Below are 19,663 nucleotides of genomic sequence, written 5' to 3'. Positions count from 1 at the left end.
GCAGCTGTGGAACCAGACTGACGCCGGCTTCTCGGCCGAGCGTCTGGTACACGAAATGGTTGCCGACCGCGCCGCCGAAAACCCCGCTGCGGTGGCGATCAAGTTCGATGCGCAAACCCTGAGTTATGGCGAGCTGGACCGCCAGGCCAACCGCCTGGCCCATGCCCTGATCGCCCGTGGCATCGGCCCCGAAGTGCGCGTGGCAATTGCCATGCCGCGCAGTGCCGAGAGCCTGGTGGCGTTCCTCGCTGTGATGAAAGCCGGCGGTGTGTATGTGCCGCTGGATATCGAATACCCACGTGATCGCCTGCTGTACATGATGCAGGACAGCCGCGCGAAGTTGCTGCTGACCCACACCAGTGCGTTGCCGCAACTGCCGATTCCCGAGGGCCTGGACAGCCTGGCCATCGATCGCACCGAGGCGTGGGCCGACTACAGCGACACCGCGCCGGAGGTAAAACTGCACGGCGACAACCTTGCCTACGTGATCTACACCTCCGGCTCCACCGGCCTGCCCAAGGGCGTGGCGGTGTCCCACGGCCCGTTGGTGGCGCACATCATCGCCACCGGCGAGCGTTATGAAACATCGCCGGCCGATTGCGAACTGCACTTCATGTCGTTCGCCTTCGACGGCTCCCACGAAGGCTGGATGCACCCGCTGATCAACGGCGCCAGCGTGCTGGTCCGTGACGATAGCCTGTGGTTGCCCGAGTACACCTACGCGCAGATGCACCGTCACAACGTGACCATGGCGGTGTTCCCGCCGGTGTACCTGCAACAACTGGCCGAGCATGCCGAGCGCGACGGTAATCCACCGAAAGTGCGTGTGTACTGCTTTGGCGGCGATGCGGTGGCGCAAGCCAGCTACGACCTGGCCTGGCGCGCGCTTAAGCCGACCTACCTGTTTAACGGTTACGGCCCGACGGAAACCGTGGTCACGCCGCTGCTGTGGAAAGCCCGTCGAGGCGATCCATGCGGTGCCGTCTACGCGCCAATCGGTACGTTGCTGGGCAACCGCAGCGGCTACGTGCTGGACGCGCAACTCAACCTGCAACCCATCGGCGTCGCCGGTGAGTTGTACCTGGGCGGCGAGGGCGTGGCCCGTGGATACCTGGAACGTCCGGCGCTGACCGCCGAACGCTTCGTGCCGGACCCGTTCGGCAAGCCGGGCAGTCGCGTGTATCGCAGCGGCGACCTGACCCGTGGCCGCCCGGATGGCGTGGTGGATTACCTCGGGCGTGTCGACCACCAGGTGAAGATCCGTGGTTTCCGCATCGAACTGGGGGAAATCGAAGCGCGCTTGCGTGAGCAGGACGGTGTCGGTGAAACCGTGGTGGTGGCCCAGGACGGCCCGACCGGCAAACGGCTGGTGGCCTACGTGGTGCCGGCCGACGCCAGCCTGGTCAACGAAGCCGAATTCCGCGACCACCTGCGCCGTGCCCTGAAAACCCGCCTGCCGGATTACATGGTACCAACGTACTTCATGTTCCTGGCGCAAATGCCGCTGACCCCCAACGGCAAGCTCGACCGCAAGGGCCTGCCGCAACCGGATGCGAGCCTGTTGCGACAGGCTTACGTGGCCCCGCAGAGCGAGCTGGAACAACAGCTCGCGACGATCTGGGCCGAGGTGCTGCGCCTGCCGCAAGTGGGCCTGAACGACAACTTCTTTGAGCTGGGTGGTGATTCGATCATCTCGATCCAGGTGGTCAGCCGTGCTCGCCAGGCGGGTATTCGGTTCACGCCCAAGGACCTGTTCCAGCACCAGACCGTACAAAGCCTGGCCGGTGTCGCGCGCCAAGGCGTCGAAGGCGTGACGATCAGCCAGGCCGCGCTCAGTGGCGAAACCTTGTTGCTGCCTATCCAGCAAGCGTTCTTCGCCGATGAGATCGCCGAGCGTCATCACTGGAACCAATCGGTGGTATTGCAACCCCATGAAAACCTCGACGCCACGACGCTGACCCAGGCCTTGCAGGCGTTGATCGTGCATCACGATGCGTTGCGTTCGCAGTTCGTTGACGGTGCGGGTGGCTGGCAGGGCGTCTATCGCGATGCCGAACAGCACCAGGCCGACGCCGTGCTGTGGCACCGCACGCTGCAGGACATCGACGAACTCGCGGCCTTGGGTGAAGAGGCACAACGCAGCCTGGACCTGGGCCACGGCCCGCTGATACGGGCGGTACTGGTCGAGTTGGACGGTGGAGCACAGCGCTTGCTGTTGGTGATCCACCACCTGGTGGTGGATGGTGTGTCGTGGCGGATCCTGCTGGAGGACCTGCAAACGGCTTACCGTCAGCTCGCCCGTGGCGTTGCCGTGGTATTGCCGGTCAAGACCAGTTCCACCCGCGACTGGGCACACCGACTGCAGCAGTACGCCCAGCGCGATGCGCTGACCGGCGAACTGGCATGGTGGCAAGCGCAGTTGCACGACGCCGAGATCGACCTGCCAGCTGCCAGACCGGGTGCCAGCTTGAGCAACCGGCATGCCGGCAGTGCGACCACGCACCTGGACAGCACTCACACCCGGCGTCTGTTGCAGGATGCACCGGCGGCCTATCGCACCCAGATCAACGATGTGTTGCTGACCGCCCTGGCCCGGGTGATCGGGCGCTGGACCGGCCATGCGTCGACCCTGATCCGTTTGGAAGGCCATGGCCGCGAAGACCTGTTCGACGATATCGACCTGACCCGTACCGTCGGCTGGTTCACCAGTCTCTACCCGGTCAAACTGACGCCGGCCCTGACCCTGACGGACTCGTTGAAGGGGATCAAGGAGCAACTGCGCGCCATTCCCGACAAAGGCATCGGCTTTGGTGCCTTGCGTTACCTGGGACAACCGCAGGTTCGCGAAGCCCTGGCGCGCTTGCCGCAGCCACGCATTACCTTCAACTACCTGGGCCAGTTCGATGCCAGTTTTGATGACAGCGAGGAGCCGGGCCTGTTTGCGCCTTCCGGTGACGCTGCAGGGGCCGATCAAAGCCCTGAGGCATCCTTGGGCAATTGGTTGGAAATCAACGGCCAGGTGTATGGCGGCGAATTGAACCTGACCTGGAGCTTCAGCCAGCAGATGTTCGACCCGGCCAGCATCCAGCAATTGGCCGATGACTATGCCCAGGAACTCAAGGCACTGATCGCGCATTGCTGCCAGCCTGAAAACACCGGTGCCACGCCGTCGGACTTCCCATTGGCGCGCTTGAGCCAGGCACAGTTGGATGGCCTGTCGTTGCCGTTGAACCGGGTCGAGGACATTTACCCGTTGTCACCGATGCAACAGGGCATGCTGTTCCAATCCTTGTATGGGCAGGGTTCCGGCGACTACATCAACCAGATGCGCGTCGATGTGCAAGGGCTGGATGTAAGCAGGTTCCAGGCGGCCTGGCAGGTTGCCGTGGAACATCACGATATCCTGCGCACGGCGTTTCTCTGGCAGACCGAGCTGGAGCAGCCGTTGCAAGTGGTCTACAAGACGGTGCGGGTGCCTTTGCTCGAACACGACTGGCAGCACCGCGCGGACCGCGCGGAAGCGCTCGACGCACTGGCCGAAGCCGCCCGGGCCGAAGGCTTTGTGCTTGAGCAGGCCCCATTGTTGAGCCTGGTGGTGGTGCGTACCGGTGCCGACAGCCATCATCTGATTTACACCAACCACCACATCCTGATGGATGGCTGGAGTTCATCGCAGTTGTTCGGCGAGGTGCTGCAGCAGTACGCCGGTGAGGTGTTGCGCGCGCCGAACGGGCGTTACCGTGACTACATCGCCTGGCTGCAGGCACAGGACCCGGTCACCAGCGAAACCTTCTGGAAGGCGCAGCTGGCGGGGCTGCAGGAACCTACCCGGCTGTCGCGCGGTGCCAGGCGCGAGCAGGGTGTGTCCCAGGTCAACGGCATTCACCGGCTGGTACTGGAGCAGTCGGCCACCGAGCAGCTCAAGGCCTTTGCCCAGCGGCACAAGGTCACCTTCAATACCCTGGTGCAAAGTGCCTGGCTCCTGCTGTTGCAACGGCATACCGGCCTGGACACCGTAGCGTTCGGTGCGACGGTGGCGGGACGTCCGGCCGAGTTGCCGGGCATCGAGCAGCAGGTCGGTTTGTTTATCAACACCTTGCCAGTGGTGGCGACGCCGAGCCCGCAGCTGAGCGTGGACGCCTGGCTGCAGCAGGTGCAGGGGCAAAACCTGCGTCTGCGCGAGCAAGAGCACACGCCGTTGTTCGACATCCAGCGATGGGCCGGGCTCGGTGGCGAAGCGCTGTTCGACAGCATCCTGGTGTTCGAGAACTACCCGGTGTCAGCGGCGTTGGAGCAGGGCGCCCCGGCGGGCCTGCGTTTCGGCGCGATGGACAGCCTGGAGCAGACGCACTATCCCTTGACCGTATTGCTGGCCATGGGTGAACGCCTGGCCGTGGAGTTCAACTACGACCCGGCTGCGTTCGGCGAGCAGGACATCGTCCATCTGGCCGAGCACTTCGAGCAGGTGTTGCAGGCACTCACTCTTGCGCAGGTGGAGCGCCTGGCGGACCTGCCATCCCTGCCGCAGACACAGCGCAAGGTGATCGTCGAGGACTGGAATGCGACGGCGCGCGAGTACCCGCTGCCGCGCGGTGTGCACCAATTGATCGAAGATCAGGTCGCCCTGACGCCGCAGGCTCCCGCCCTGGCATTTGGCACGCAGCGGCTGAGCTACGCCGAGTTGAACCGCCGCGCCAACCGCCTGGCCCATCGTTTGCTCGAAGCCGGCGTAGGCCCGGACGTGCTGGTCGGCCTGGCGGTGGAGCGTTCCATCGAAATGGTCGTCGGCCTGCTCGCGGTGCTCAAGGCCGGTGGCGCCTATGTGCCGCTGGACCCGGAATACCCGCGTGAGCGCCTGGCCTACATGCTGGACGACAGCGGCGTGAAACTGCTGCTGACCCAAGCCCATTTGCTTGAGCAATTGCCGATTACCCAAGGCCTGGAAACCCTGGTGCTGGGCGACGCCGGGTGCGAAGGCTACAGCGACGCGAACCCGGGCGTCGCCCTGGACGGCGAAAACCTCGCCTACGTGATCTACACCTCGGGTTCCACCGGGCAACCCAAAGGCGCGGGCAACCGCCATTGCGCACTGACCAACCGCCTGTGCTGGATGCAGGAGGCCTACGCGCTGGATGCCCGCGATACCGTGTTGCAGAAAACCCCGTTCAGTTTCGACGTCTCGGTGTGGGAGTTCTTCTGGCCGCTGATGACCGGCGCACGCCTGGTGGTCGCCGCACCGGGGGACCATCGCGACCCTGACAAACTGGTCGGCCTGATCACGCGTGAACAGGTCACCACACTGCATTTTGTGCCGTCGATGCTGCAAGCGTTCCTGCAGGATTCGAACGTGTCTTCCTGCGCCAGCCTGCAGCGCATTGTGTGCAGTGGCGAGGCGTTGCCGGTGGATGCGCAACAGCAAGTGTTCGCCAAACTGCCGCACACCGCGCTTTACAACCTGTACGGCCCGACCGAAGCGGCCATCGACGTGACCCACTGGACGTGCGTGGATGAAGGCCGCGACGCGGTGCCGATCGGCAAGCCGATTGCCAACCTGGGCTGCTATGTCCTGGACAGCCATTTCGAGCCGGTACCGGCCGGCGTGCTGGGTGAGCTGTTCCTGGGCGGCGTGGGCCTGGCGCGCGGTTATCACCGGCGCCCGGGCTTGACCGCCGAGCGCTTTATCGCGCATCCGTTCATCAAGGGTGAGCGCCTCTACCGTACTGGAGACCTGGCGCGCTACCGCCCTGACGGTGTGATCGAATACGCCGGGCGTATCGACCATCAGGTCAAACTGCGCGGCTTGCGTATCGAGCTGGGTGAAATCGAAGCACGCCTGCTGGAGCACGAATCGGTGCGCGAGGCGGCGGTGCTGGCGGTGGACGGCAAGCACCTGGTGGGTTACCTGGTCTTGCAGGCGCAGGGCGAGGGCTGGCGTGAAACCCTCAGTGCACACTTGGCTGTGCAGTTGCCGGATTACATGGTGCCGACGCAATGGTTGCTGCTGGAACAGATGCCCCTGAGCCCCAACGGCAAGCTGGACCGCAAGGCATTGCCGAAACCGGACACGCAGTCGACCCAGCGGTTTGAAGCACCACGGACCGAGCTTGAACAGAAAGTCGCCGCGATCTGGGCCGATGTGCTCGGTGTGGAACACGTCGGGTTGAATGACAACTTCTTTGAATTGGGCGGCCATTCGCTGTTGGTGCTGATGCTCAAGGAGCGGATTCGCAAGGCCAGCGGCATCGGCCTTTCGGTCAGCCAGTTGATGCTCAACCCGACCGTACGCGCGCAGGTCGGCTGTCTCGCAGGCATCACTCGCCGCTCGCTGCTGGTGCCGCTTAACAGCCGCACCGAAGGCACGCCGCTCTATCTGTTCCACCCCAGCTACGGTTCGGTGCATTGCTACAAGGCCATCGCCCTGGCGTTGCGTGAGCAGCGGCCGGTGGTCGGGGTGATCTGCCGTGCGTTGGCCGAGGAGGGCGCCGAAGTGCCGGCCTGGTCCAGCATGGTCGAGGATTACTCCGCGCAATTGCTGGAAGCCCAGCCCGAAGGGGCCTTCCGCCTGGCGGGCTGGTCGTTGGGCGGCAACCTGGCGGTAGAGGTTGCCTATCACCTGGAACAGGCGGGCCGACAGGTGGAGTTTGTCGGTTGGATCGATTCGTCGCCGCCGCGCTGGCTCACCCCGTACTGGGAAGCGGCAATCGTGACCGACGACAGCGAGATATCCGACAACGAACGGCGCGTGGACTTGCTCGGGGTGATGTTCCCGGCGTTTGCAGAGGCTGTCCATGCCACCTGGCAGGACGTGCAGGCCACCCACGCCGATGCAGGCACGCAATGGGCACGCTTCGTCGAATGGGCCGAGGCCACCCTGGGTGACGCCTTCCTCGACATCAGGCAAGCGCTGTTGGAGGGCAACGAAGCGCAGGTGTCCTGGGACGTCGACCGTACGTTGGTCAAGCGCATGGAGCAGGCTGACTTCAAGCCACTCAAGGCGCCTGTCAGTTGCTGGTGGGCCGCCATGAGCCGGGCCGGTCAGCACCGGGCGTTGATCGAAGCCAGCATGCAGCGGGTGATTGGCGAGGGCTGTGTGGTGCGGTCGGTGGTGATTGAGGTGGACCATGAGCGCATCATCGACAACGCTGAATTTGTACGCAGCCTGGTGACGGCCATGGCGTAACCGTCACTTGGGCAGAAAGCCCCGGCTCACGTGGTGTGAACCGGGGCTTTTTTGTGGTGCGCCAGGCATGGCGCGTAGCGCCGTGACTGGCGCTGTTTAGCTCATTGTGGTGGTGAGCCAAACGACTTGGAGGTGCAAGTCCTCTACACACCCGGCAAGGGGAAGTGCTAGCCAGAGGCAAGGTTGTCGCGGGTGACTGCGAATCTGAAGGAAGCCCGAGGCAAAATGCTGGCCTGACGGACAGGAAGCGGATGAGGCGGCGCAGCGGGGTAAGACGGCCACAATCGTCAAAGCCCAATACTTGCACGGATCGCTGTGACGTATATCCGCATAACCTGAACCGCCGTATACGGAACCTTACGTACGGTGGTGTGAGAGGACGGCGGCTGTGAGGCCGCCTCCTACTCGATGGTGGGTTATGGGGGGAGGGCGGTGAAGCATCGCCCATAAAAAACACCCTGGGCAGGCGGGCTGCGCAGGGTGTCTGGAGGTTGCCGGGGTTAGATCAGAAGTCCCAGCGGGTCGACAGCATCACGTTGCGCGGGTCGCCCGAGTAGGACGACGTGTAGAAGCCGATGTTGGTGTAGTAGCGCTTGTCGAACACGTTGTTGACGTTGATCGAGGCGGAGAGGTTCTTGCTGATCTGGTAGCGCGCCATGGCGTCGACCAGCCAGTACGGGTCTTGAGAGAATCGCTGGGTGACACTCTTGCCGCGGTTGTAGACATCCTGCCACGCCTCACCTTGCCAGCGCGCGCCGCCGCCGAGGGTGAGCTTGTCGAGGGCGCCGCTCAGCTTGTAGCTGGTGTAGAAGTTGAGCTGGTCCTGAGGTTCCCAGGTGGAGAACTTCTTGCCATCGTCATCGCGGATCACCTTGTGGGTGTAGCCCGCCTGCACCTGCCAGCCTGGCAGCAGCTCACCGGAAATCTCGGCTTCATAGCCCTTGGTCTTGGCCTGGACGCCCATGTAGGCCCACTCGACAGGCGAGTTGGCCGGCATATTGTTGTTGTACTCGGTGTCTTCCTCGGCGCGATTGGACTCATGAATCTCGAAGTAGGCAAGGCTGGCATTCAGGCGGCCGTCATAGAACTCACCCTTCACACCCAGTTCATAGTTTTCGCCTTCGTCAGGCTCGACCATCTTGTTGTTGCGGTCGGGTCGCAGCTGCTGCGGCATGAAGATCGAGGTATAGCTGCCGTACACCGAGAAGTTTTTATTAAGGTCGTACACCACGCCCGCATACGGGATGAGTTTGCCGGTCTCGCGCGAGTCGTTGGTGCCGGTCAGCCGGTAGTCGGTCAGGCGCGAACCAAGCAACAGGGACAGGTCGTCAGTGAGGCTCAGGCGTGTCGAGAAGTAGACCGCTGCCTGGCGGGTGATGTCGTCTTTCTCGGTAGCGCGGCCCCAATCCGGCTCCAGGCTGTCGCCGTCCCATGAATAAAGAGGGAAGTCATTACTGTCCTTATAGGTCGCACTGTAATAGTCGTTGCCTTCCCAGTGCGAACGCGAAACCGATGCCCCCACCACCAACTGGTGCTCGCGACCGCCCAGGCTGAACGGCCCGGAGAGATAGAAGTCGCCGTTATTACTGATGGTCTTGCCAGTGTACTTGGCGGCATACACCGAGGCTCTGTCGGTGGAATTTTGCTTTGGAGAAGCGTAACCCAGCGGTGCGTTATAGCCATTGAGCTGGTTGCTGTAGTTGGCCTTGGCGATCCAGCCGTTATCCAGCGCGTGTTCCAGGGTGGCGAAAACGCTGCGGCTGTATTGCCCCCAGCTGCTCCACTTCGGGCCATTGTTGTAGCCACGGTCAAAGCTGATCTCGTTACCCACGCCATCAAACAACGAGCGGCTGCCGGACCAACTCGAACCCTTGGGGTCGCTATCCTGATAGTCGGCGCCGATGGTCAGCAGGGTGTCCGGCGACAGGTCGAATTCGAGGATGCCGTAGTAGACATTGGTCTTGCGTTCATAGTGGTCGATGAATGAATGCTTGTCCTGGTATACCGCCACGGCACGCCCGCGCACGTTGCCGCTTTCGGTCAGCGGGCCGCTCACGTCCAGCTCCGAGCGGTAGTTGTCCCACGAGCCGGCGCCCAGGCCCACATGCCCCTGGAACTCGGCAGTGGGCTTCTTGCGCACCAGGTTGATGGTGCCGCCCGGGCCGCCGGCGCCGGTCATCAGGCCGGTGGTGCCCTTGAGGATTTCGACACGGTCGTAGATCGCCATGTCGCTCAGGGTCTGGCCGGCCGAGTAACCTTCGTTGCGGGTGGTCGGCACGCCGTCGTACTGGAAGTTCTGGATCGGGAAACCCCGGGAATAATAGTTGGTGCGCTCGCTGTCGAAGGTCGAGACGGTGATGCCCGGTGTGTGGCGCATCACGTCGTCGATGCCGTTCAAGCCGAAGTCATCCATGGTCTGGCGGGTGACCACGGAAATCGACTGGGGCGTCTCGCGCGGTGTCAGCACCATCTTGGTGGCGGTGGCGATGGTGCCTGGTGTGTAGGAGCCGGAACCTTCGGTGATGGTGCCCAGTTGGTTGGCGTTGATCTGGGTGGCGCCAAGCTCGAGGGCGTCGCTACCGGAGCCGGGCGCGTTGATGATCATCGAGCTGCCTTGCAGGCTGTAGCTGACGCCGGTCCCTCCCAGCATTTGCTCGATAGCCCGTACCGGGTCCATCTTGCCGCTGACCGCCACGCTGTGCTTGTTTTGCACGGTTTCCGGGCTGTACAGGATTTGCAGGTTGGTCTGTTGGCCAAATACCTGCAGTGCAGTACTCAACGGCTGCGCGGGGATGTTCAATTCGAACTCTTGCGCCTGCACATAACTCGCCATCGACAGGCTGGCCGCCAGGGCCAGGCTATTGGGCAGAGCGTTGAATTTCAGGGCCCGCCGCATGGAAAGTGCGGTGCTCAATGGGCTGAGGGCAAGCCGTACTGGCATGGTGTTGTTTCTCTTTTTTAAGTGTTGGCAGATGGGTACTTAATGCGGTTAATTCTCATTGCTGCATATGAGACGTTCGCACTCGCATAAACCGGAAAAAATTATGCGGGCTCCAACTCCGCAACGACTTTCCCTGCACTCAAGCGCACCAACTGGTCGGCGATATCGAAGTAGCGGTCGTCGTGGCTGATCACGATGATGGTCTTGCCCAGGCGCTTGAGGTCCGGCAGCAGCTCGGTATAGAACACGCGGCGGAAGGCCGGGTCCTGGTCGGCGGCCCATTCGTCGAACACCAGCACCGGGCGCTCTTCCAGCCAGGCATTGACCAGTGCCAGGCGCTTGCGCTGGCCGGTGGAGAGGTCGGTGGTGCTGAATACGCCGTCCTTGACGCTGACCTTGTGCGCGATTTCCAGGCGCTCCAGGTACTTGGCGGCGCTGTCCAGCGACTGGGTGGCGCTGCCCTGGACCAGGTCGTCGAACAGGTAGTAGTCGGCGAACACCGTGGTGAACAGCTGGCGATAGTCATCGCGCGCCGGGTCGGTCACCGTTTCGCCATTGAGGCGGATTTCCCCGGCCTCGGGTTGATACAGGCCCAGCAGCAGCTTGATCAGGGTGGTCTTGCCGCAGCCGTTCTCGCCGACGATAAACACGATATCACCCTGCTTGATGCTCAGGTTGATCGGCCCCAGGTGGAACGGCTGGCTGCCTTCCACCGGCGGCGGGCTGTAGCTCACGCCGCGCAACTCCAGGCTGTGCACCACCGGTGTCGGCGCTTCGCTGCCGTCCATCAGCAGGTGCGGTTCGGGGGAAGAGAAGCGTTCGGACAGTTCGGTGATGCGCGCAAACGCAATGCGCGCCTTGCCGATGATCGGCAGGTAACCCACCACGTGTTCCAGCGGGCCCTTCATGTACAGCAACACCAGCACAAAACCGGTGATCACCGCCGGGTCCGGGTTCGGGTTGTAGGCCTGCATCGCCAGCGCCAGGCCGATGACCACAAAGAACAGCATCGAGCCGAAGGTCTTGGCGACGATATAGATGTTCACCGAACGCACCTGGATATCGCTGATACGGTCGGCGGTTTCCTGGATGCGGTGGGTGTTCATGCGGTAGCGGCGGGGCCGGTGGATGCGCAACTCCTTGGCGCCGGAAGCGATTGCCGAGTAGTAGCGTTGCAACTCGTCTTCCTGGTCGCGGGCCTCGTCGAAGCCGCGAATGCCCTTGGCGCCGGCGATGAACTGCACGCTGCTGCCGATGATGATCGCCACCACCATCATCAGGAACATCGGCACCGACAGGTACGCCAGGTACCCCAGGCAGCCCAGGGTCACGGTGGTGGCGATGGCCAGCGGGGTGAAGGCAAAGGAGAAGTCGCTGATGGTGTCGACGTCGTGGGTCAGCACCGGGATCAGGCGGTGGGAGCGATACTGCTCGATCTGCTCGATGGGCGCCGACAGCACCTTTTCGCCGAGATCCTTGCGCAGGGCGGCGATGATCCGCTGGCCCACGTAGTTGGTGCCGATATCGGAGACGATCGAACTGGTCAGCGCCAGCACGCACAGCGCAGCAAAGCTCAGGATCACGCCCTGGGTCATACCCGTGGAAGAGTGCAGCGCGTTGTTGATGGTCGCCAGCAACAGCGTGATGGCCAGGCCGCCGGCCATGCCCAGGGCGATGGAGACCGTCACGATGGTGCGAAACGGCCTGAGCAATGCAAGCAAACCTTTGAAGGCGCCGCGCTTGGGGTCGGTCATAAGTACTTCCCGGAAAGTGAAAAAGAGGGGGCTGGGCACACAGACCCTTACCCATGACAAACGAAGGATTGGCGCGACTATTTAGCTCGGCGTGCCCGGCGGTGGCGGTGGCGGATAAATTGCGCGTGGGCTGGTTCGTTCTTGTGGTGTAGGCGCACGCGTATCGGCGCGTGCCTGATCTTTCCAGCGAGAGCGAAACAATGACGAAAAAGAACCTGGTGTACGTGTGGTCCCTGCGCAATGCCGCTGCCGACAAGGCCGGCCAGCCGGTGGCCTACAAGGACCACGAGCGCTACATGAAGTCGGTGCTGGAGTTTCTGGTGGGGTCGCTCAACGACACGTCCCTGGGTGACGCCTACAACCTGGTGGGCGTGGTGTATGACGACGATGAGCAGAACCCGCGCGACCAGCAGTTGGTGGTCGACTATGGGTTTGCCTATAAACCGGGGCGCCAGTGGCTTTATCCGGCGGATTTGCAGGTGCAGGGCCACCTGGTCAACGACCTGCTGTTGAGCGTGCCGTCCACCTATCGCCGCCTGCCACGGGGCAGCGCCGAGCATATCGCCGGCAAGCAGGACTTCGAACGCCGCCTGCATGACACGCTGGTGGAATTGAAGGCCGATATTGTGGTGCTGGACGGCCTGCTGGTGATCCTGGACGAGCTGGTGCGCCCCGGTGCGCCGTTTGCCCGTAGGATCATGAACATTCACCCCGGTATCACCCGTATCGAATCGCCCTATGAGCGCCGTGGGGCCTATGCGACCTGGAATGCGCTGTACGGTGCGCGTGGGTTGACGGTTACGGATTGGGTGACCAAGGCCACCACGCCATCCGAGCCGCTGTACCTGACCGGCGCCTCCTTCCACTACGTGGACAACGGCATCGACTCCGGCGAGGTGTTCCACGACGTACTCAAGACCGAGATCTCGCCGGACGACACCATCCTCGAACTGCGCTGGAACAACTTCAACAACAGCCTGTTCCCGGCGCTGCATGAAGGTTTGGAGTTGTTGGCGCAGAAGGGGGTCTAAGCCGCGCACGATTTGACTGTGGGAGGGGGCTTGCTCCCGATGACGGAGTATCAGTCAATGGCGATGTCGACTGCCGCACCCCATCGGGAGCAAGCCCCCTCCCACATTAAATCCCGTCAGCTTTAGAGATCGCGCACTACCCTGAAGCCAATCCAATCCCCCCGCGTTTGCGGGTAGATGTTGTTGCGGTTGCCCGAGCGTGAAAACACCGGCGCTTCGCCCCAGTCATTGCCACGAATCTGGTAGCCCTCGCAGTTCGGCTCCATCCACGCGCTGCCATCCGTCGGTGCGCCGACATAGTTGGGGTGCTCGCAGTCGGCCACCCGCTCATAGACATTGCCATGCATGTCGTACATGCCAAACGCATTCGGCGGGTAGCTGCCTACTGGCGAAGAATAGCTGTACCCGTCCGCCGGCCCGTAGGTGTTGGCATGCTCGGCGATGCTGTAGCCCTTGCCCTCGTCGAACGGGAATGGGAATGGTCCGGCGGAGCCGGCGCGCGCGGCGTATTCGCGCTGGGCCTCGCTGACCATGTGGTACTGCTGGCCGGTTTTTTTCGACAGCCAGGCCACATAGTGCTTGATGTCGTCCATGTCCATGCACACCGCCGGCTGGCGCGGGCCCTGGGGATAGCGTGGCTTGCTGGCGATGCATTCGCGGCCGGGGCGGGTGTCGCCGTCGGCGATCTTCACTCCGGTCTGGCGGATATAGCTGTCCCATTCGCCGGCGGTGATGTGGAAGCGGCTCATGGCGAACGGCTTGGCGAAGGTCACTTCATGCATCGGGCCTTCGTCCGGCTCACGGCCGACTTCGTCTTCCGGCGTCCCCATGGTGAAGGTGCCGGCGGGCAGTACCACCATTTCCGGACAGTCCTTGCAGTCCTTGAACACTTTGCCCGGTTGCGGCGTGGCAGCCTGGGCCAGGCCCGGCAGCAGCGCGCCGCACAGGGCGGTCAGTGCCAGGGTCGTCAGGGGGTTGAGTCGCAGTGGCGTCATAGGGGCCTCTCGTGCAAAGGGAAAAAGGCGCGTCACAACCGCTGGCTGAGCAGGGTCATGAAACGCTGGATTTCGTCGGAGTTGTTGAGCAGGCCGGGCGCCGTGCGGATCACCGGGCCGACGTCGCGGTCCACCGCGTCGATCACCACGCGGTTCTTCTGCATGTAGGCTGCCACCCGATCACTGTCCTGGTCCTTGACCCGGAAGAAGGTAAAGCCGGCAGACAGTTCTGGGCTGCGCGGCGTGACCAGTTCGATCTGCGGGTGCGCCAGCAATTGCTCCTTGAGTTCGGCGTTCAGTCCATGGATGCGCGCCTGGACCGGCGCCTTGCCCAGTTGCAGGTGCAGCTTGAAGGCCTCATCCGCCGCCCAGCGATGCTCGAAAGCGTGATAGCCGCCGGGGGTCATGATGGTGGCGAAGTCCTTGTCTTCGGAGAAGGTCGGCACCATGGGCGTGACGTAGGTGTTTTCAGGGGTGCGCGCACACACCAGCCCGGTACCGCGCGGACCGAACATCCATTTATGGGTGCCGGCGATAAAGAAGTCGCAATGCATGTCTGGAAAGTCGAGGTTTTCCACGCCGAAACCATGCACGCCATCCACCACATAGAGGAGGCGGTCCTTGTCATCGCGGTTGCGGTTGTGCGCCGCCACCAGCTTGCCGATCTCGCCGATGGGCAGTTTTACGCCGCTGCCGGACTGTACCCAGGTCATGCCCAGCACGCGGGTGTTGGGGCGGATATTACGCTGGATATTGGCCAGCACCTCGTCGGCAGAAACCTGGCTGGCCCGCTCGAACAGCTTGATCCGGCGAACCTGGGTGCCTTCCTTGAGCACGCGAAAATCCAGCACGTTCTGGGTCGCGTAATGCTCATGCACGGTGGTGAGGATTTCCTGGTCCGGGCGCACCTTGATGCCGCCATAGATCATCGCCAGGCCTTCGGAGGTGCTGCCGGTCAGGGCGATCTGCGCCGGGGTGGCCTTGAGGTAGCGGCCGGCCCATTCGCGTACCTGGCCTTCGCGCTTCCAGGTTTCCTCCAGGTCCCAGTCCATGGCGAGCCCTGGGTTGCGGTCGATCTGGGCGCGGTAACGCTCGATGGCCTCGCGTACCGGCCTGGGGTGCGAGGCCACCAGGAAGTTGGAGAAGTGCAGGTAATCCGGGTCCTGGTTGAACAACTGCTTGAACCCCGTCCATGGGGCATCCGTGGTGGTGGCAGCCAGTGCCTGCGGGATGAGTGCAGCGCCCAATGGCAGGCTGGCGGCGAATATCCCGGCCTGCTTGAGAAACGTACGGCGGTCAGTCATGGACTTGCTTCTAGGTGATTAGCGGTTGGCCAAGGGTTTGGCGGCTTTTTGTACCTGGTCCCAGACCCGCAGGAAGTTACCTCCCCACAGCTTGGCGATGTCGGCTTCGGAGTAGCCGCGCTGGATCAGTTCGGCGGTGACGTTGCGGATTTCGCCGACGTTGTTCCAGCCGTCGATGCCGCCGCCGTCGTTGAAGTCCGAAGCGATGCCGACGTGATCGATCCCGATCTTGCGCACGGTGTAGTCGACGGCGTCGCCCCAGTCCTTGAGCGTGGCCTTGGGTTCTTCCTCAAGAATCCCGTACAGCCCTTGGGCGTACTGGCCGAACTTCTGCTCCGGCCACGCCGCGATGATCGCGTCCCCCGGCATCAGGGCCATGGCCAGGTTGGGCAGCGGCGGCAGGTCGAAACGCGCGCGCAGGGTGTTGAGCTTGTCCTGTGTCGGCTGGCTCAGGGGGCGTATATAGGCCGGGAAGCCCACCACCTGCACCACGCCGCCGCTGTTCTTGATCAGTTGCAGTTCCTTGTCGCTGAGGTTGCGCGGGATGTCTACCGACGCGCGCGGTGCCGAGTGGGACGCCACCATCGGCGTGCGACTCAGTTGCGCGACTTGCTCCAATGCCTTGGTCGACATCTGCGACACGTCAATGATCACCCCCAGGTCATTGAGGCGCTGCACCGCTTGCTTGCCGATGTCCGACAGGCCTTCGAGCGCATCGACGGAATCATTGAAAAACGGCAGTGGGCGCGATGAGTCGGACCAGGCGTTATTGCCGATATAACTGAAACCGAACATGCGCATGCCCCGGGCGGCCCACAGGTCCAGCTGATTCAGGTCATTGCCCAGCGGGTAGGCGTTGAGCATGCTGATAAAGATCGCGAACTTGCCTTCGCCATGCAGGCGTCGAAAGTCATCCGGGGTATAGGCGATGCCGACTTGATTGGGAAAGTCACGCACCATGCCGGAGATGATCTTGTAGCGCACCTCCTGCTCGTGGCGGGCTTCCTCGACAAAGCCGTCAGTAGGCTTGTGCGGGGCGTTGGGGCCATTCCAGATTTCCGGCCAGCCGAAGATCGTCAGGGCTGCGCCGGACAAGCGACCGCGTGCCGCCTTGGCCAGGTCGAACTGGCCGCTGCCGTCCTTGTCCGCCTCGTTGCCGGCGGTGCCAAAATCCATGGGAACGGTGATATGGCTGTCGAACGACAGCAAGCGGTCCTGCAGTTCATTGGCCTGCTTGATCACGGCCAATGGGTAGCCGGCATTGCCCTTGAACCAATGATCCCAGGCCAGGAAGCCTGCGCCGGCACCGATGGCCAGTGCCAGCGGCAAGCCGATGTACAGCGCCTTTTTCGAACGTGGTTTTGTCATTGCCATCTCAGTCAGTTGAGGCCTTCGCTATCAGGGAAGAACGAGTGGTGCGCGGAGAAATTTAGGCGGCACGGGCAGGGCGGTAAATTTCCCCGGCCTGCAAACGTTCTAGCTCTGATAAAGCCGTTTCCTAAGGTAGACAATGACCATCTCTCGACGTGGGTTCATCGCAGGCCTGGCGCTGACCGGCGCGGCTGTGCCTGCCGCCTTCTATGCCCATCGCGAGTTGACGCGCGAAGAAGAATTCCCCATCACTCCCGGCGAAGCCACCGTGGACCTGGCCGACACCGCCGGGCAGCACCTGGCCAACACCTTGCGCGGGGTGTGGAGCCTGCGCCTGGAAGGCCGCGACGCCGGCCTCAAGGGCCTGCCGCTGCAAGGCCTGGAACTGCTGCTCGACATCGCCCCCCGTGGCCGTGGCCTGCGCGGCTACCTGGACACCGCTGCCAACCTGCGCGGCGAAGGCGAACCGCGCTACCGCGTGCTCGGTGACCTGCTGACGGGCGAGGGCGCCTTGCTCTACTGCCGCCTGATCGACCGCGATGCCCTCGACGGCAGGCCCGCCTATGAGTTCAAGATGACCCTCGATGAAGTCTGGGCCGACTTCGCCAACGCCGGCAGCGGCACCCTCAGCGGGCACATCCTCGACCTGGATCGGCCCCCGGCCTTGACCGAACGTGACCACCGCTTTATCGCCCACAAACAGCTGTTTCCCGAAGCCCGCCAACGCATCGGCCTTAACCCGACCCTGCTGGCCTGGCTGATTGCTCCGGAGCACCGCCTGTTTCACCAGCTGTGGCACGCCACCCGTGACCAATGGCACAAACTCTCCGAAGAAAAACGCGACGCCCTGCGCGGCATCGGCTGGCAACCCGGCCCGCGCGGCAAGGAGCGTGACGCCCGTGGCAAACACAAAGACCGCAACGGCTCGGGCATCGATTTCTTCTTCATGCACCGGCATATGCTCGGCACCGCGCGTTCCATGCAGGATCTGCCCTCGTGGCCTGTATTCCCCGAACCGCAACCGGCGCTGGAGCGCGACCGCTTGGGTTTCCTGCGTTACTTCGACAACCACGACGGCTTCGCGCTGCCGCCCACCTGGTCAGCCCCGGACGACAGCGAATACACCCAGTGGGTCAGCGACATCAAGGCCGCCGAGACCTACCACAGCAACTTCCAGGTCTGGGAATCGCAGTACCGCGACCCGCGCTACCTGGCCAAACTGACCTTGGGCCAACTCGGCTCCGAAATGGAACTGGGCCTGCACGACTGGCTGCACATGCGCTGGGCCTCGGTGCCCCGCGACCCGTCCAACGGCGCGCCGGTACCCTTGCCCCGCGACCCGGCAGACTTTGCCCCTCGCTGGTACGCGGCAGAAAACGACTTCCTCGGCGACCCGTTTTCATCCCATGTAAACCCGGTGTTCTGGCACTTCCACGGCTGGATCGACGACCGTATCGAAGACTGGTACCGCGCCCACGAACGCTTCAACCCCGGCGAAGTCAGACGCCTGGACGTCAACGGCGTGGCCTGGTTCGCAGCGGGACGCTGGGTCGAAGTCGGCGACCCGTGGCTGGGCCCGGACACCCATGGCTGCAGCACCACCCCGGGGTTGCAGATGGGCCGGTCGATGGAGATGGACCCGGAGACCATGAAGCTCGCCTTGCGCATTACCTTTGGCGAGGACGAGCACCTGTTGCAGGGCCTGTTCAAGCGCGTGCCGAAGCGGCCTTGGTATGCGCGGCATTTGAAGGTGAAGGCGCGAGAGGCTTGAGCGTTTGGCGTGGCACGGTGCGGGTGCACTTGGCCAGCGCCTGCTGCACGTCCGCCAACAGGTCGGCGACGTCCTCAAGCCCCACCGATAAACGCACCAGGCCTTCGCTGATACCGTGATGCGCGCGTTCTTCAGGGGTGTAGGTGCTATGGGTCATGCTCGCCGGGTGCTGGGCCAGTGACTCGGCGTCGCCCAGGCTGACCGCGCGGGTGAACAGCTTGAGGGCATTCATGAAGCGTCGACCGGTGTCGATCCCGCCCTTGAGTTCGAAGGCGATCATGCCGCCGGCCTGGCTCATCTGCCGCGCCGCCAATGCGTATTGCGCGAAGCTGCGCAGCCCCGGATACGTCACCCACTCCACGGCGGGATGCGCCTGCAAGGCTTCGGCCACGGCCTGGGCGTTGCTGCAATGGCGGTCCATGCGCAGGGCCAACGTCTTGAGGCCGCGCATCAACAGGGAGGCGTCCTGGGGCGACATCACCGCACCGGTCAAGTCCTTGAGGCCTTGCAGGCGAATGCGCTGGGCCAGTGCCTGGTTGCTCACGGCAATGCCGGCGGTGATGTCGCCATGGCCGCTGAGGTACTTGGTGGCCGAGTGCACCACCACATCGGCGCCCAGTTCCAGGGGCCGTTGCAGGTACGGCGTGCAGTAGGTGTTATCCACCACCACGGTAACGTTCGGCTGTTGATGGGCGAGGGCGGCCACGGCGGCGATGTCCACCAGTTGCAGGGTGGGGTTGGCCGGGGTTTCGCAGTAGACCATGCGGGTGGCGGGGCTGAGTGCCGCTTGCAGGGCCGCCAGGTCGGTGAGGTCCACGTGACGCACCTTGATGCCGAATTCGCCGATACCGTGATGCAGCAGGGCGAAGGTGCAGCCGTAGAGCGTCTGGCTGACGATCACCTCATCGCCTGGGCGCAGCAGGGTCCAGAACGTCGCGGCAATCGCGCCCATGCCCGAACTGAACGCCACCGCCGCTTCGCCGTTTTCCAGGCTGGCCATGCGGGACTCCAGCAGCGCCAGGGTCGGGTTGGAAATGCGCGTATAGAAATGGCCGCCGGCCTCACCGGCAAAACAGGCGGCGCCGTATTCGGCAGTGGGAAAGGCAAACGTGGCCGACAGGTAGATCGGCGGCACGAGTGCGCCGTGGTGGTCCTTGGGGTCGTAGCCGTGGTGGATGGCACGGGTGGAAAAGCCGAATGCATTGTGTTTAGTGTTCATGTCGGGCGCTCCTTATTTCCTACAATGCTATGCTTATAACTACGGCTGGATTTTCCAAACTTTGCCGAGAAATCCCTTGTCCTGGGATGAAAACTCG

Annotated in this window: 9 protein-coding genes; 3 read left to right on the top strand and 6 right to left on the bottom strand. The window is 63.2% G+C overall.

Annotated features, from left to right (window positions below):
- Window positions 1–7,180: non-ribosomal peptide synthetase (locus tag BFQ01_RS28900; protein ID WP_141691323.1), on the top strand; the 7,180-nt coding region annotated here is incomplete at its 5' end.
- 505 nt (window positions 7,181–7,685) lie between these two features.
- Here BFQ01_RS28900 and BFQ01_RS28895 read toward each other — a convergent pair.
- Together BFQ01_RS28895 and BFQ01_RS28890 are read right to left on the bottom strand one after the other, a co-directional pair.
- Window positions 7,686–10,121 carry a TonB-dependent siderophore receptor gene (locus BFQ01_RS28895; RefSeq protein ID WP_065927971.1) on the bottom strand — a complete coding sequence of 812 codons (2,436 nt, stop codon included), beginning with the start codon at window positions 10,119–10,121 and terminating at the stop codon, window positions 7,686–7,688.
- Between the two features lie 101 nt (window positions 10,122–10,222).
- Complete coding sequence (locus BFQ01_RS28890; RefSeq protein ID WP_065927970.1) at window positions 10,223–11,875, bottom strand: cyclic peptide export ABC transporter; 1,653 nt, start codon at window positions 11,873–11,875, stop codon at window positions 10,223–10,225.
- 200 nt (window positions 11,876–12,075) lie between these two features.
- Between BFQ01_RS28890 and BFQ01_RS28885 the strand changes: the two genes are divergently transcribed.
- Window positions 12,076–12,906 carry a N(5)-hydroxyornithine transformylase PvdF gene (locus BFQ01_RS28885; protein WP_065927969.1) on the top strand — a complete coding sequence of 277 codons (831 nt, stop codon included), beginning with the start codon at window positions 12,076–12,078 and terminating at the stop codon, window positions 12,904–12,906.
- Window positions 12,907–13,028: 122 nt separating this feature from the next.
- Here BFQ01_RS28885 and BFQ01_RS28880 read toward each other — a convergent pair whose 3' ends face one another.
- From BFQ01_RS28880 to pvdM, 3 genes are read right to left on the bottom strand one after another with little or no spacing between them, the layout of a single operon-like run.
- Window positions 13,029–13,901 carry a dihydropyoverdine dehydrogenase gene (locus BFQ01_RS28880; RefSeq protein ID WP_065927968.1) on the bottom strand — a complete coding sequence of 291 codons (873 nt, stop codon included), beginning with the start codon at window positions 13,899–13,901 and terminating at the stop codon, window positions 13,029–13,031.
- 32 nt (window positions 13,902–13,933) lie between these two features.
- Entirely contained in the window at window positions 13,934–15,205 is a 1,272-nt protein-coding gene (locus BFQ01_RS28875; protein ID WP_065927967.1) for a pyoverdine-tailoring periplasmic protein PvdN, read from the bottom strand.
- A gap of 18 nt (window positions 15,206–15,223) precedes the next feature.
- Complete coding sequence (gene pvdM / locus BFQ01_RS28870; RefSeq protein WP_065927966.1) at window positions 15,224–16,573, bottom strand: pyoverdine-tailoring dipeptidase-like protein PvdM; 1,350 nt, start codon at window positions 16,571–16,573, stop codon at window positions 15,224–15,226.
- 142 nt (window positions 16,574–16,715) lie between these two features.
- Here pvdM and BFQ01_RS28865 point away from each other — a divergent pair, with 142 nt between their 5' ends.
- Complete coding sequence (locus BFQ01_RS28865; RefSeq protein ID WP_065927965.1) at window positions 16,716–18,347, top strand: pyoverdine maturation tyrosinase PvdP; 1,632 nt, start codon at window positions 16,716–16,718, stop codon at window positions 18,345–18,347.
- Here the strand turns inward: BFQ01_RS28865 and BFQ01_RS28860 are convergent.
- Window positions 18,283–19,566, bottom strand: coding sequence for a methionine gamma-lyase (locus BFQ01_RS28860; protein WP_256097794.1), 1,284 nt, complete (start codon window positions 19,564–19,566; stop codon window positions 18,283–18,285). The genes BFQ01_RS28865 and BFQ01_RS28860 overlap by 65 nt on opposite strands.
- Window positions 19,567–19,663: the final 97 nt, after the last annotated feature.

Source organism: Pseudomonas sp. 8 R 14 (assembly GCF_900005955.1).
GTDB lineage: Bacteria > Pseudomonadota > Gammaproteobacteria > Pseudomonadales > Pseudomonadaceae > Aquipseudomonas > Aquipseudomonas marginalis.
Note: the sequence above shows the minus strand (reverse complement) of the source record. Positions and strands in the feature narration are given on the sequence as shown.